We start from the raw sequence: 13,377 nt of genomic DNA, 5'->3' as shown, positions 1-13,377 counted from the left end.
GCGGGTCGGAGGCGTCCTGCGGCCAAACGACACACGAAGCGATAACCGGGCAACTCCGTCACGCTCAGGCGTATTGATGTCAGCGTCGTATCCGCGAGGCGGCGGGTGCGACGTGCGTCTCGCGTGGTTCCCGAACCGTTCGGCCGTCCCACGCTGGACTCCCGTGCAATGACACGGGCTGCTTTGGGGGACGGAAACGGTATGCCGCACAGGCTGGCCGCGCAGGAACGTAGACGGCAGGCCGCCATGTTGCTGGCCCTGTCGGTCGCGACCGTCGTCAGCCTGGCCTTCAGCGAATACCTGACCCGCACGCCCCTGGGTGTCGCCGCCTTCTGGCCCGCCAACGCCCTGCTGGCCGCCGGCCTGCTGACCCTGACCGGCTCGCGCGGGCTGTCGCTGAGCGTGGTCTTCGTCGTCTTCCACCTGATCATCGGCCTGCTGGTCGGCGACACCCTGCTGCGCGCCCTGCTGTACGTGGCGATCGACACCGGCGAGGCCGTGGCGATCTGGGCCATCTGCCAACGCCTTTGGCGGGGCGCGCCGCGTATCCGCACCCTGCGGTCGCTGATCCTGATGCCCGCCGTCACCACCCCGGTGGCCGCCGCCGCCAGCCTGCTGGTCGCCGGGATCCTGACCGTGGGTTATGGCGAGCCCTTCGTGCGCGGCGTGACCGACTGGTTCCTGCGCTGCGGCCTGGGCCTGGCCGTCGCCCTGCCCGCCGCCCTGGTGCTGATCGACGCCGAGCACCGCCGCACGTTCCAGCGCGACTGGCGCGAGACGCTGCTGCTGATGTTCGCCGTGGCGGTCGTCACCCTGCTGTGCGCCCACCCGGCCTCAGGCGCGCCGCCGTTCCTGATCTTCCCAGTTGCCCTGGCCGCCGCCTATCGCCTGGGCGCGCGCGGCGCGGCCATGGCCTGCGTGATCGTGGCCGTGATCACCCTGCCGATCGCCATGTCCGGCGCCTCGCCGCGCTTCAACGCCATCCTCGGTCCGGTGGCTCAAGCGCGGACCATCCAGGTCTTCATCGCGGTGCTGTTCTACACCAGCCTGGCCGCCGGCCTGGCCCTGGCCCAGCAGGACCGCCTGAAGCGCCTCCTCCTGCGCCGCGAACTGCTGACCCGCGCCGCCCGCAGCCGGGCTCTCGCCGCCACCGAGGCCAAGACCGAGTTCCTGGCGACCATGAGCCACGAGATCCGCACGCCGCTGAACAGCGTGCTCGGCTTCGCCCAACTGCTGGCCACCCGCGAGGACCTGCCGCCGGAGGTGCGCCGCCAGGTCAATCTGATCGACAGCGCCGGCGCGGCCCTGCTGACCGTGGTCAACGACATCCTGGACTTCTCGCGGGTCGAGGCGGGCCTGATCGAGCTGCTGCCTCAGCCCACTTCAGCCGCGCAGCTGCTGCGCGACACCGTGGCGATCATGGCCCCCGAGGCCCGCGCCAAGGGCCTGTCGCTGGAGCTGGAGATCATCGACCGGGTCCAGGCCTTGCACGACCTGGACGCCGACCGCCTGCGCCAGGTGCTGATCAACCTCTTGAACAACGCCGTGAAGTTCACCGACGAGGGCCGCATCGACGCGCGGCTGATCGTCGAGCCGGGCGACCTCGAGGACCGCCTGAAGTTCGAGATCATCGACACCGGCGTCGGCATCGAGTTGGACAAGCAGGCCCTGCTGTTCCAGCGCTTCAGCCAAGCCGACAGCTCGATGAGCCGGCTGCACGGCGGGGCGGGCCTGGGCCTGGCCATCTGCCGCGCGCTGGTCGACGTGATGGGCGGCAAGATCGGCGTCGACAGCGTGCCGGGCCGAGGCTCGTGCTTCTGGATCGAGCTCTCGGCCCCGACCGCCGAGGAGGTCGACCTACCCGAGCGCCCCAAGGTCTCGACGCCCGGCGCCGCCAGGATCCTGATCGTCGACGACCACCCCATCAATCTCGAGATCGGCGAGGCCCTGCTGACCCTGGTCGGCTGCCAGGTCGAGGTGGCCGAGAACGGCAAGCAGGCCGTCGAGAAGGCCATGATGGGCGACTACGACGTCATCCTGATGGACATCCACATGCCGCAGATGGACGGGCTGCAGGCGACCCGGGCGATCAAGGCCCTGCCCGGCCAGCGCGGCAAGGCGCCGATCATCGCCATGAGCGCCGACGCCCTGCCCCGCCAGGTCGAGCGCTGCTACGCCGCCGGCATGGTCGACCACATCGCCAAGCCCATCCAGCGCGAGGTGCTGTACGCCAAGGTCGAGCGCTGGCTGAACCACCGGGGCGGCGCCGCCTAGCCGACCGCCCGGCGCTCCGCGTAGTCGACCCGAGCGGCGTCCATGCGGGCCGCGTTGGCGACCACCCACTCGGCCAGGGCCTTCACCGGCGTCAGCAGGTCACGACCGAGGTCGGTCAGGGCGTACTCGACCTGTGGCGGCGTCGTGGGCGTGACCGTGCGCGACACGAAGCCGTTCTCCTCCAGATCCCGCAGCGTCGAGGCCAGCACCTTCTGGCTGATCTCACCGATGTCGCGGCGCAGCGCGTTGAAGCGTCGAGGGCCAGGGCCCAGCGTCCGCACCACCAGCAGGGTCCACTTGTCGCTGATCCGCGCCAGCAGGCGACTGATGTGCTCGCAATGGGCGGGGTCACCGTGGCAGGCGGTTTCCTCGCGGTTATCTAGTGCCGACAAAGTGCCTCCTTACGCGATGGCGGATAACTTTCGTAATCAGGTTTCCATCGGAAACCAGCATACCCAGAGTTATCATGACCGCCAAACCCCGCATCGCCGTGATCGTCGGTTCCACCCGCCCGACGCGCTTCGCCGACGCCCCGTCCCAGTGGATCCTCAAGCAGGCGCAGGCCCGCGGCGACATGGACGTGGAGCTGGTCGACCTGCGCGACCATCCGCTGCCGCTGTTCGACGAGATGGCCTCCAACCGCTGGATGCCCAGCCAGAGCCCCGAGGCGGTGCGCTGGCAAGAGACCCTGGCGCGCTTCGACGGCTTCATCTTCGTGGTCGCCGAGTACAACCATTCGATCACCGGCGTGCTCAAGAACGCGCTGGATCAGGCCTACAAGGAGTGGGAGCACAAGCCGTTCACGGCGATCGGCTACGGCGGCGTCGGGGCCGCGCGGGCCGTCGAGCACCTGCGGGGCATCGGCGTCGAGCTGCAGATGGTCTCGACGCGCAGCGCCGTCCACATCGGCGGCGCCGACTTCATGACCATCTATCCTCCGGTCGGCGGCACGCAGACCATCGAGGACATCGAGAGCCATCTGCTCCCGTCGGCGACCGCCGCCTTGGACGAGCTGGCCTGGTGGGCCAAGGCGACCATGGCCGCGCGGGCGTCCGGGGCCTGAGCCGGCCGGCCGGGTGACGGGAGACGCTTCCTGTCACCTGGCGCGCCGAGATGGCTTGGAACTGGCTCCCGACACCCCTAACTTGGCCTCAGATCGAGGGGAGCCATTTCCAATGCAGCGTCGCGCCTTTGCCGCCTTAAGCCTGATGGCCCTGCTCGCCGCCTGTTCTCCGGCCAAGAAAGAGGCCGCCGCCCCCGCCGGCGTGACCAAGCTGAAGCTGGCCACCGACTGGCGGGCCGAGGCCGAACTGGGCGGTTACTACCAGGCGCTGGCGACCGGCGAGTACAAGAAGCGCGGCCTGGACGTGACCCTGATCCAGGGCGGCCCGGCCGTGAACGTGCCGCAGCTCCTGGCCACCAACGCGGTCGATGTCGGCGTCGGCTCCAACAGTTTCATCGTCATGAACCTGGCCAAGGAAGGCACGCCGGTCAAAGCCGTGGCGGCCTTCATGCAGAAGGACCCGCAGGTCCTGATCGCCCACCCCGACCAAGGCATCAACGGCATCGCCGACATGAAGGACCGGCCGATCCTGCTGTCGGACGCCTCGATCACCGCCTTCTGGATCTGGCTGAAAGCCAAGTACCAGTTCACCGACGCCCAGGTGCGCAAGTACAACTACTCGTCCGCGCCGTTCCTGGCCGACAAGCGGGTGATCCAGCAGGGCTACGCCACCAGCGAGCCGTACCTCATCGAGAAGGAAGGCAAGATCAAGCCGGCGGTCTTCCTGCTAGCGGACAGCGGCTATCCCGCCTACGCCTCGATGGCCCTGGTCCCCGACAGCCTGATCGCCAAGAACCCGGCAGCCGTGCAGGCCTTCGTCGAGGCCACGGCGGCGGGCTGGACGTCCTACCTGTACGGCGACGCCAAGCCGGGCGACGCGGCGATCCTCAAGGACAATCCGGAGATGACCCAGGACGTCCTGGACCAGGCCCGCGAGAAGATGCGGTCGTACGGCATCGTCGGCAAGGATGGCGAGATCGGCCAGATGAGCGACGCGCGCTGGGCCGAGTTCTTCAAGGTCGCCTCGGAACAGGGCGTGTACCCCAAGGACATGGACTTCAAGAAGGCCTACACGCTGCAGTTCCTGCCCAAGGGCCAATGACCGCCATCGCGAGCCTCAATGGCGTCGAGGTCGACTACGCCCGGGGCCGCGCCCTGGGGCCGGTCGACCTGTCGCTGGCCTCGGGCGAGATCGTCGCCCTGGTCGGACCGTCGGGCTGCGGCAAGTCCACGGCACTGCGGCTGCTGGCGGGCCTGGAGCAGCCCACACGCGGGACCGTGACCCGCGCCGCCGGCAAGGGCGAGACCTCGGTCGTCTTCCAGTCGCACACCCTGGCCCCGTGGCTGTCGGCGCGGGACAATGTCGCCCTGCCGCTGGAGTTGGCTGGGACGTCCAAGCACGACGCGCAGGCCGCCGCCGACGAAGCCCTGCGCAAGGTCGGCCTGGCCGCCGCGCTGGCCGCCCGCCCCGCCCAGCTGTCGGGCGGCATGGCCATGCGCGCGTCGCTGGCCCGCGCGCTCGTTACCCGCCCGCGCCTGCTGCTGCTGGACGAGCCCTTCGCGGCCCTGGACGAGATCACCCGTCGCGCCCTGGCCGACGACGTCCTGGCCTTGGCGAATGAGCTGAAGCCCGCTGTCGTCTTCGTGACCCACAATGTCGAGGAGGCCGTCTACATGGCCCGCCGCGTGGTGGTCATGACCCCCGGCCCCGGCCGCATCGCCGGCGAAGTGGCCATCGACGGCCCGCTCGTCCGCCCCCTGGGCTTCCGCACCGAGCCCTTCCGCGCCGCCGCCGAGGCGGTGTCGACCCTGCTGGCGCAAGCCACGGAGCGGGCGGCGTGAAGCGCATCCTGGCCCCGCTGATCCTGATCACCGCCCTGCTGGGCGGCTGGGAGATCGCCTGCCGCGTCCTGGCGGTCCCGGCCTATCTGCTGCCGGCGCCGAGCGGGATCTGGACCGCGTTCCTGGGCAGCTGGCCGCTGCTGCTGGGCTCGGCCTGGGCGACGCTGTCGACGGCCCTGCTGGCCCTGATGATCTCCAGCCTGGTGGCCTGCGCCCTCGCGCTCGCCGTCAGCCTGAACGGCCTGCTGGAAGACGCCGTCCGGCCAATCGCCGTGACCCTGCAGGTCACCCCGCTGGTGGCCATCGCGCCGCTGGTCACCATCTGGGCCGGCATCGACCATCCCGAACGGGCGGTGATCGGCCTGGCCGCGGTCGTGGCCTTCTTCCCGATCTTCTCGGGCGCCCTGACCGGACTGAAGTCCGTCGACCCGGACCTGGCCCGGCTGTTCGACCTCTATGGCGCCAGCCCCTGGCAGCGCCTGGTCCGCCTGCGCCTGCCCTCGGCCGTTCCCGCCCTGCTGGAGGGACATAAGGTCGCAGCGGGCCTGGCCGTCATCGGCGCCGTGGTCGCCGAGTTCGTGGCCGGCTCGGGCGGCGCCCAAGGCCTGGCTTGGAGAATCCTGGAAGCTTACAACCGCTTGCAGACGGCCAAGGTGTTCGCGGCCCTGGTGACCCTGGCGGTTCTGGGCGTGGTGCTGCACACCTTGATGGAACTGTTGGAACGTCGACTTCTCGCCGTTTGGCGCGGTCGTTAGCGCAAGATTAAGCGGCGCGGCCTAGGACGGAAGCTCGAAGCTTCCGTCCGGACTCCGCCCATGCGCGCCGCCGTCCTCATCGCCGTCCTTGCCTGCGCCACTGCCGCGCACGCCGAAGGCTCGCGCGAGAGCCGCTACGGCCCCGCGCCGGAACGGGCCGCCAAGCCGATCAGCGGCCGCGCCCCCGGCTATAGCGGTCAGGCCTATACCGGCCGCAGCCTAGGCTGGAGCGGCAAGCGCGAGATGGTCGCGCCGACCGCCCAAGCCGCCGCCCAGACCCAGCCCTGGTGGGCGCGCACCGCCCCGCAGGCGCCGCAGGCTCCGCAAGCCCGACAGGCCTTCCAGCCGCAGGCCCCGGTCTACGCGCCCCAGGCGCCCCAGGCCCGCGAGCTGCCGCAGAGCATCTATGACGCCCCGCCGGCCCCGGTCGCGCCCGTGGCCCAGGCGCCGCTGTACCAGCCCCAGCAGCAGGCCAGCCTGCCGAACGGCCAGGTCGGCGCGCGCTCGTACTCGGTCGGCCGCCAGTTCGGCATGACCCCCGATTCCATCCCCGCCGCCGGTCCGCCGCGCATGGTCCTGATCGCCCCGCCCGCCAGTGCGCCGGACGACGAGGACAAGCCGCGCGAAGACGGTGAATGGTCGGCAAAACCCGACAAGGACGGCCAGTGAGCCAGTCGCTTCAAGACCTGATCGCGCTCGCCAACGAGCCTTCCAGCGCCAAGCGCCGCGAGCTGCTGCGCGGCGTCACCGACATGCTGTTCGCCGCCGACGGCGCGAACGGCGTCGAGATGGCCCTGTTCGACCAGGTGCTGGGCCAGCTGGCCGGCGAAATGGAAGAAGCCGTGCAGATCGAGCTGGCCGAGCGCCTGGGCGAGGCTCCGGCCGCGCCGCGCGGCGTGTCGCGCACCCTGGCCTCGGGCTCGATCGCCGTGGCCGAGCCGATCCTCCGCAGCTCGACCGCGCTGACCGACGAAGACCTGCTGCACGTGGCCCGCACCCAAGGCCAGGACCATCTGCGGGCCATCTCGCAGCGCTCCAGCGTGTCCAGCGCCGTGTCGGACGCCATCGTCGAGCGTGGTGACGACGACACCCTGGGCGTCCTGCTGCGCAACGAGGGCGCGGTGCTCTCGCGTGCCGCCCACGAGACCGTCGTCGATCGCGCCGCCGCCAACCCGGCCCTGCACGACGCCGTCGTCGACCGCCACAGCCTGCCGGTCGACCTGCTGAACGAGATGTATTTCGTGGTCGAGGCGCGCCTGCGCGACCGGATCATGGAGAAGAACGCCGGCGTCGATCCCGCCACGCTGGAGGCGGCCCTGTCGGCCGGCCGCAAGCGTATCGCGGTCGAGGACGGCGCCCTGCCCGCCGACCACGCCGAGGCCGAGGCCGAGTTCCGCACCATCCGCGCCAAGGCGCAGATCTCGCCGCAGATGCTGGCCAACATGCTGCGCGGCAAGCGGACCACCCTGTTCCTGGTCGCCCTGGCCGATATGGCTGATGTCGACTTCCACACCGCCCGCCGCATCCTCGACCGGCGCGAGATGGACGCCCTGTCGGTGATCTGCAAGGCGGCCGATTTCGACCGCTCGCTGTTCCTGACCTTCGCCCTGCTGATCCTCGAGCCGACCGACGACGTCATGCTCAAGGCCAAGACCTATGGCGAGCTCTACGCCGCCCTGCCCCGAGAGTCGGCCCTGCGCACGATCCGCTTCTGGCGCCTGCGCCGCCAGACCGGCGACGTGGCGGCGGCCTAAACACCTCTCGTTCCGAGGGAATAAGGCGCAAACCCGCCGCTCTCGCGCCTTGCGTGCGCCATGTGGGACAGCCAAGGTGCGCGCCTCTTAAATCGCTCTCCCCTGGATTCTCGATGATCAGCGCTTCGCGCTTGGCGCTCGTCGCCGCCGCCGGTCTTTCCGTCGCCGCCTGCTCGCATGTTCCCAAACCCTCGCTGCCGTTCATGAAGAAGGGCGAGGCCTCGGCGCCGGCGCCCAAGATCCCGGAAGCGCCCGCCCTGTCGGGTCCGAAGATCACCGACCTGAAGACCGGCCAGTGGGCGCAGGAACTGTCCGACGTCGCGGTTGATCCGTCCTGGCGCTTCGGCACGCTGTCCAACGGCATGCGTTACGCCATCCGCAAGAACGCCACCCCGCCCGGCCAGGCCAGCTTGCGGATGTGGTTCGACGCCGGCTCGCTGATGGAAGCCGACGACCAGCAGGGCCTGGCCCACTTCCTGGAGCACATGGCCTTCAACGGCTCCAAGAACGTGCCTGAAGGCGAGATGATCAAGATCCTGGAGCGCCACGGCCTGGCGTTCGGGGCCGACACCAACGCCTCGACCAGCTTCGACGAGACCACCTACCAGCTGGACCTGCCGAAGTCGGACGACGCCACGGTCGACACCTCGCTGATGCTGCTGCGGGAAGCCGCCGGCGAGCTGACCATCGCCCCCGACGCCGTCGATCGCGAGCGCGGCGTCGTGATGTCCGAGCAGCGCACCCGCGACACCCCCGGCTACCGCGTCGCCATCGGCACCCTGTCGGCGCAGATGGAAGGCCAGCTGCCGCCCAAGCGCATCCCGATCGGCAAGACCGAGATCCTCAAGTCCGCCCCCGCCCAGCGCATCCGCGACTTCTACGAGGCCTACTATCGCCCCGAGCGCGCGGTGCTGGTGGCCGTCGGCGACTTCGACGTCGACGCCATGGAAGCCAAGATCAAGACCAAGTTCGGCGACTGGGCCGGCAAGGGGGCCAACGGCAAGAACCCTGACCTGGGCCCCGTGGCCAAGCGCGGCCCGACCGCCAAGCTGCTGGTCGAGGCCGGCGCGCCGTGGTCGGTGCAGATGACCTGGATGCGCAAGCCCGACGGCCTGCTCGAGACCAAGGCCGTCGACGAGCGCGACATGATCGAGAACCTGGCCTTCGCGGTGCTGAACCGCCGCCTGCAGGCCATCGGTCGTTCGGCCGAGCCGCCGTTCATCGCCGGCGGCGCCTTCAAGGGCGACCAGTACGGCGCGGTGCGGGTGACCACCTTCGGGGCCACGGCCCAGCCGGGCAACTGGCGCGAGGCCATGACTTCGCTGGACGCCGAACAGCGTCGCGCCGTGCAGTACGGTGTGCGCCAGGACGAACTGGATCGCGAGGTCGCGTCCCTGCGCGCGGCCCTGGTCGCCGCCGCCGCCGGCGAGGCTACCCAGCGCACGCCCGCCCTGGCCAACCAGCTGGTCGGCACCCTGGGCGACGGCGAGGTGATCACCTCGCCCAGCCAGAACCTGGCGTTCTTCGACGAACTGGTGAAGGGCCTGACCGCCGAGCGGGTTTCGGCCGTGCTGAAGTCGTCCTTCGCCGGCTCGGGCCCGCTGATCACCATCGCCTCGCCCACCGCCATCGAGGGTGGCGACCAGGCGGTGCTCAAGGCCTATGACGACCTGAAGAGCCAGCCGGTGACCCCGCCGGCCGCGCCGGGCGTGACCGTGTGGCCCTATTCCAGCTTCGGCCCGACCGGCAAGGTCGCCGAGCAGAAGGACGTCACCGACCTGGACACCGTCTTCGTCCGTTTCGAGAACGGCGTGAAGCTGACGATCAAGCCGACCAAGTTCCGCGACGACCAGGTGCTGGTGAAGGTCCGCAGCGGCCACGGCCTGCTGGACATGCCGTCCGACAAGCAGAGCGCCCTGTGGTCGGCCTCGGCCTTCATCGAGGGCGGCCTGAAGCAGATCTCGTCCCAGGACATGGAACGCGTGCTGACCGGCAAGATCTGGAACGCCAACCTCGGCGTCGAGGACGACGCCTTCGTGCTGAGCGGCCGCACACGTCCCGAAGACCTGTCGACCGAGCTGCAGGTGCTGGCCGCGTTCGCCACCGAGCCCGGCTGGCGTCCGGAAGCCTTCAGCCGCGTCAAGACCGCCTACGGCACGGCGCACGACCAGCTGCAGAGCACGACCGGCGGCGTCATCAGCCGCGACCTGGGCGGGCTGATGCACAATGGCGACCAGCGCTGGACCTTCCCCTCGCGCGAACAGATCGCCGGCGCCTCGCTGGGCGAGCTGCGCACCGTGGTCGACAATCCGCTGACCAAGGGCGACCTGGAGATCGTCATCGTCGGCGACACCACGGTCGACAAGGCCATCACCGCCGTGGCCGACACCTTCGGCGCCCTGCCCAAGCGTCCGGGCGATCCGGCCCTGGCCGGTGCCGACAAGGCGCCGTTCCCCGCCCCGGCGACCGAGCCGGTGCTGCGCACGCACAAGGGTCGTCCCGACCAGGCCGCGCTGTTCATGGCCTGGCGTACCGACGATCTGTTCTCGAACCTGCAACGCTCGCGCGACGTCTCGATCCTGGGCCAGGTGGTGCAGCTGCGGCTGATCGACGAGCTGCGCGAGAAGCAGGGCGCGACCTATTCGCCCAACGCCTCGTCGACGGCCAGCGTCACCTTCAAGAATTGGGGCTATCTGGGCGTCAGCATGGAGGTGCCGCCCGAGAAGCTGGACGGCGTCGTGGCCTCGATCCGCAAGATCGCCGCCGACCTGCGCGACAAGCCTATCACCGAGGACGAGCTGGAGCGGGCCAAGAAGCCGCGCATCGACTCGATCGAGAAGGCCCGCGTGACCAACGAATACTGGCTGGGCACGCTGTCGGGCGCCCAGGACGACCCGCGCCTGCTGGACGCCACCCGCTCGGTGATCGCCGGCCTGACCCGCGTCACCCCGGCCGACGTCCAGAAGGCGGCCAAGACCTACCTGGGCGACGACAAGTCGTGGCTGCTGCTGGTGAAGCCGGAAGCCGCGAAGTAACAAAAAAGGCCCCGGTGGAAACCGGGGCCTTTCTCTTTGTCCGTCGGGTGTCGGCGTCCTAGTAGACGACCCCGCCCACGCCGCCGTCCAGGCTGAAGCTGGTGGTCAGGCTCTGACGTTCCTGCACCGTCTCCTCGCGATAGGCGGTGTACTTCTCGGTGGTGATGATCGTCAGGATCTTCACGCCGGCGCCGAAGCGGCGCAGCAGCGAGCGCTCGTTGCAGTCACGGGCCGGACGCTGCGGACGGCAGGTCAGCGTGCCCTGGCCCTGGCCAGCGCCAGGCACGTGGTACAGCGCCTCGTTCTTCTGGCAGATGTAGGTCTGGCCGCCGCCGCCGGTCGAGATGTCGATCTGCCCTGAATAGTCGGCGATCACGTACTGCATGCGCGAGCCGGCGATGCAGCGATAGAGCTCGCCGTCGTACAGGTCGTCGATCTCGCGGTCAGGCGTGACCTGCGAGGCCGGGTGCGGCACGTCGCGGTCGTCTAGGCAGACGGCGCGGATGATCACGCGGCGCGTGCGGGTGCGGGTGGCTTCATAGGCCTGGCGACGGCGGGCTTCGCCGCCCTCGACGTTCAGGCCCTGGATGTAGCCGCTGGCCATGGGGCCAGAATAGTAGCCGCCGTGACCGCCGCCGCCGTAATAGTTGGTGACGCCCGCGGCCGAGCCGGCCAGCGAGCCCGCGCCGGACGATGCGCCCGAGCTGGCGCCGGCATTGGCCGTGGCGCTGGCGTTTGCGTTCACGATCACAGTCGCGCCGATGTTCACATTGACGCCGGGAATGTTGACGTTGTGGCCACCACCGCCGCAGCAGCCGGTCGGCGGCGCGGGCGGTTTCGGCGGCGCCGGGGGCGGCTTGCAGCACGCAGGGGGCGTCGGCGGGCAGCCGCTGTTGCACTGCGCCCAGGCCGCGCCGCCGATCAGCAGCCCGCCCAGGAGCGCGCCCAGGGCGATCACCCAGCTTCGCGTGTTCAGTTTCGGCGCCTTCATCGGCGGTTCCCTTCGCATCGGGTCGGTCCGCTTATGGTTAAGCAAGAAACGGGCCGAAACTCGCCGTCCCGCTGGATTGCGCCAGAATGGGACGGTCAGGGGCTTGGCCCGGTTCTCCTAGCAAGGCTCGTGCGGTCGAAAACCAGCCGCGAGTGACCCGCCAGGGGACGACGATGTTCCATCCAAGCACGGAACGGTTGATAGACTATTGGCGAGACAAAAAGGGCGACGCCGCCCTGCCCCGCCGCACGGACGTCAATCCGGGGGATTTCCTGGAGCTCTTGCCGCAGGTGTTCATCCTGGGCCGTGACGGCGGCAAGCTGCCGTTCCGCCTGGCCGGCGGCTTTGTTTCCGACCTGCACGCCCGCGACCTGCGCGGCCAGGACGCCCTCTCGCTATGGGCCCTGGCCCATCGCCTGGAGCTGAAGAGCGCCCTGGACGTCGCGCGCAAACGCCGCACGCCGATGGTGGTCACCGCCGATATTCGCGCGCACGGCGTTCCTTCGGTGGGCATGGAGGTGCTGTTCGCGCCGCTGCAAGGCGCGTCGGGCGAGACCGACCGCTTCCTGGGCCTCTACACCCCGATCGCCATGATGGCCCGCCTGATGGGCCGGCCGGCCTATGAGCTGGGCATCCGCGAGATCAAGCCGCTGGGCGAAGGCAATACGGACATGCCGCGCCTGCGCCTGGCGACTTTGGACGGGCGAGCGATCGCCTAGCGACCAGCCGCGTCGAGTTTCGCCCACACGTCACTCGGCAATTCCAGCCGGGCCGCGCCCATCAGTTCGTCCAGCTGCTCGACCGAGGTCGCGCTGGCGAGCGGCGCGGTGACGGCCGGATGGGCCATGATCCAGGCCAGGGCCACCTGGGCCGGTGACGCGCCGACTTCCGCCGCCGCCTCATCCAGGGCGGCCAGCACCGCCCGGCCCTTGTCGTTCCAGTAGTCGCGCAGGATCGTCCGCGCCCGCGCCTTGCCTTCGAAGTCGGCCTCGGTGCGGTACTTGCCCGACAGGAAGCCGGCGGCCAGGCCGTAGAACGGGATGATCCCCAGCCCCTCGGCCTGCGTCAGATCCGCCAGCGGCCCTTCGACCTGATCGCGATCGAAGAGGTTGAACTTCGGCTGGATCGTCTCGTAGCGCGCCAGCCCCTTGGCCTTGGACGTGTCGAGGCTGGCCTTCAGCCGCTCGGGCGAGAAGTTCGAGGCCCCGATGGCCCGCACCTTGCCGGCCTTCACCAGGCGGTCGAAAGCTTCCAGCGTCTCGTCGATGGGCGTGTCGGCGTCGTCCTGGTGCGACTGGTAGAGGTCGATGTAGTCGGTATGCAGCCGCTTCAGAGACCCTTCGACCGCCGCTTCGATATTGGCGGCCGACAGGCCCGGCTGCTTGGGCCACATCGCCACCTTGGTCAGGATCAGCACCTTGTCGCGCTTGCCACCCGCCTTGAGCCAACGCCCGATCACCCCCTCGGACTCGCCGCCCTCGTGGCCCGGAACCCAGGCCGAATAGACGTCGGCCGTGTCGACGGCGTTGAAGCCGCCGTCGACGAAGGCGTCCAGCAGGCGGTGCGAGGTCGCCTCGTCCGCCGTCCAGCCGAACACGTTGCCGCCGAACACCAGCGGCGCGGTCGAAAGGCCGGAACGGCCGAGGGGACGGTGACGCATGCG

At 69.8% G+C, this 13,377-nt stretch carries 12 protein-coding genes; 9 read left to right on the top strand and 3 right to left on the bottom strand.

Annotated features, from left to right (window positions below; translation table 11 throughout):
* Positions 1–201: 201 nt before the first annotated feature.
* Complete coding sequence (locus tag AC1RRR_RS17920; protein ID WP_492815207.1) at positions 202–2,274, top strand: MASE1 domain-containing protein; 2,073 nt, start codon at positions 202–204, stop codon at positions 2,272–2,274.
* Here AC1RRR_RS17920 and AC1RRR_RS17915 read toward each other — a convergent pair.
* Positions 2,271–2,666, bottom strand: a complete 396-nt coding sequence (locus AC1RRR_RS17915; protein ID WP_492815205.1) for a winged helix-turn-helix transcriptional regulator — start codon at positions 2,664–2,666, stop codon at positions 2,271–2,273. The two genes, AC1RRR_RS17920 and AC1RRR_RS17915, sit on opposite strands and share 4 nt — an antisense overlap.
* 74 nt (positions 2,667–2,740) lie before the next feature.
* Here AC1RRR_RS17915 and AC1RRR_RS17910 point away from each other — a divergent pair, with 74 nt between their 5' ends.
* The 7 genes from AC1RRR_RS17910 to AC1RRR_RS17880 all read left to right on the top strand — a co-directional run bounded on the left by AC1RRR_RS17910 (position 2,741) and on the right by AC1RRR_RS17880 (position 10,723).
* Positions 2,741–3,337: an NADPH-dependent FMN reductase gene (locus tag AC1RRR_RS17910; protein WP_492815203.1), complete on the top strand. Its 597-nt coding sequence runs from the start codon at positions 2,741–2,743 to the stop codon at positions 3,335–3,337.
* Positions 3,338–3,449: 112 nt separating this feature from the next.
* Positions 3,450–4,439, top strand: coding sequence for an ABC transporter substrate-binding protein (locus AC1RRR_RS17905; protein WP_492815201.1), 990 nt, complete (start codon positions 3,450–3,452; stop codon positions 4,437–4,439).
* On the top strand, positions 4,436–5,179 hold the full coding sequence (locus AC1RRR_RS17900; protein WP_492815199.1) for an ABC transporter ATP-binding protein: 744 nt from the start codon (positions 4,436–4,438) through the stop codon (positions 5,177–5,179). Before AC1RRR_RS17905 ends, AC1RRR_RS17900 begins: the two co-directional genes overlap by 4 nt.
* Complete coding sequence (locus AC1RRR_RS17895) at positions 5,176–5,934, top strand: ABC transporter permease (RefSeq protein ID WP_492815197.1); 759 nt, start codon at positions 5,176–5,178, stop codon at positions 5,932–5,934. The genes AC1RRR_RS17900 and AC1RRR_RS17895 overlap by 4 nt, the downstream gene beginning before the upstream one ends.
* A gap of 60 nt (positions 5,935–5,994) precedes the next feature.
* Positions 5,995–6,603, top strand: a complete 609-nt coding sequence (locus tag AC1RRR_RS17890; RefSeq protein ID WP_492815195.1) for a hypothetical protein — start codon at positions 5,995–5,997, stop codon at positions 6,601–6,603.
* The gene (locus AC1RRR_RS17885; RefSeq protein ID WP_492815193.1) at positions 6,570–7,688 is read left to right on the top strand and encodes a DUF2336 domain-containing protein; all 1,119 of its coding nucleotides are present in this window, start codon (positions 6,570–6,572) and stop codon (positions 7,686–7,688) included. The genes AC1RRR_RS17890 and AC1RRR_RS17885 overlap by 34 nt, the downstream gene beginning before the upstream one ends.
* 113 nt (positions 7,689–7,801) lie before the next feature.
* Positions 7,802–10,723, top strand: coding sequence for a M16 family metallopeptidase (locus tag AC1RRR_RS17880; RefSeq protein WP_492815191.1), 2,922 nt, complete (start codon positions 7,802–7,804; stop codon positions 10,721–10,723).
* 58 nt (positions 10,724–10,781) lie between these two features.
* Here AC1RRR_RS17880 and AC1RRR_RS17875 read toward each other — a convergent pair whose 3' ends face one another.
* Complete coding sequence (locus tag AC1RRR_RS17875; RefSeq protein WP_492815189.1) at positions 10,782–11,714, bottom strand: hypothetical protein; 933 nt, start codon at positions 11,712–11,714, stop codon at positions 10,782–10,784.
* A gap of 173 nt (positions 11,715–11,887) precedes the next feature.
* Between AC1RRR_RS17875 and AC1RRR_RS17870 the strand changes: the two genes are divergently transcribed.
* On the top strand, positions 11,888–12,433 hold the full coding sequence (locus AC1RRR_RS17870; RefSeq protein WP_492815187.1) for a PAS domain-containing protein: 546 nt from the start codon (positions 11,888–11,890) through the stop codon (positions 12,431–12,433).
* Here the strand turns inward: AC1RRR_RS17870 and AC1RRR_RS17865 are convergent.
* Positions 12,430–13,374, bottom strand: a complete 945-nt coding sequence (locus AC1RRR_RS17865) for an aldo/keto reductase (protein WP_492815185.1) — start codon at positions 13,372–13,374, stop codon at positions 12,430–12,432. The two genes, AC1RRR_RS17870 and AC1RRR_RS17865, sit on opposite strands and share 4 nt — an antisense overlap.
* Between the last annotated feature and the right edge of the window lie 3 nt (positions 13,375–13,377).

The sequence above is a fragment of the Caulobacter sp. GW821-FHT12D05 genome (assembly GCF_058807295.1).
Note: the sequence above shows the minus strand (reverse complement) of the source record. Positions and strands in the feature narration are given on the sequence as shown.

Coding starts and splice junctions, on each gene's coding strand:
- AC1RRR_RS17870 (WP_492815187.1), top strand. CDS start 11,888: ATGTTCCATCCAAGCACGGAACGGTTGATAGACTATTGGCGAGACAAA.
- AC1RRR_RS17890 (WP_492815195.1), top strand. CDS start 5,995: ATGCGCGCCGCCGTCCTCATCGCCGTCCTTGCCTGCGCCACTGCCGCG.
- AC1RRR_RS17885 (WP_492815193.1), top strand. CDS start 6,570: ATGGTCGGCAAAACCCGACAAGGACGGCCAGTGAGCCAGTCGCTTCAA.
- AC1RRR_RS17865 (WP_492815185.1), bottom strand. CDS start 13,374: ATGCGTCACCGTCCCCTCGGCCGTTCCGGCCTTTCGACCGCGCCGCTG.
- AC1RRR_RS17875 (WP_492815189.1), bottom strand. CDS start 11,714: ATGAAGGCGCCGAAACTGAACACGCGAAGCTGGGTGATCGCCCTGGGC.
- AC1RRR_RS17910 (WP_492815203.1), top strand. CDS start 2,741: ATGACCGCCAAACCCCGCATCGCCGTGATCGTCGGTTCCACCCGCCCG.
- AC1RRR_RS17905 (WP_492815201.1), top strand. CDS start 3,450: ATGCAGCGTCGCGCCTTTGCCGCCTTAAGCCTGATGGCCCTGCTCGCC.
- AC1RRR_RS17920 (WP_492815207.1), top strand. CDS start 202: ATGCCGCACAGGCTGGCCGCGCAGGAACGTAGACGGCAGGCCGCCATG.
- AC1RRR_RS17880 (WP_492815191.1), top strand. CDS start 7,802: ATGATCAGCGCTTCGCGCTTGGCGCTCGTCGCCGCCGCCGGTCTTTCC.
- AC1RRR_RS17900 (WP_492815199.1), top strand. CDS start 4,436: ATGACCGCCATCGCGAGCCTCAATGGCGTCGAGGTCGACTACGCCCGG.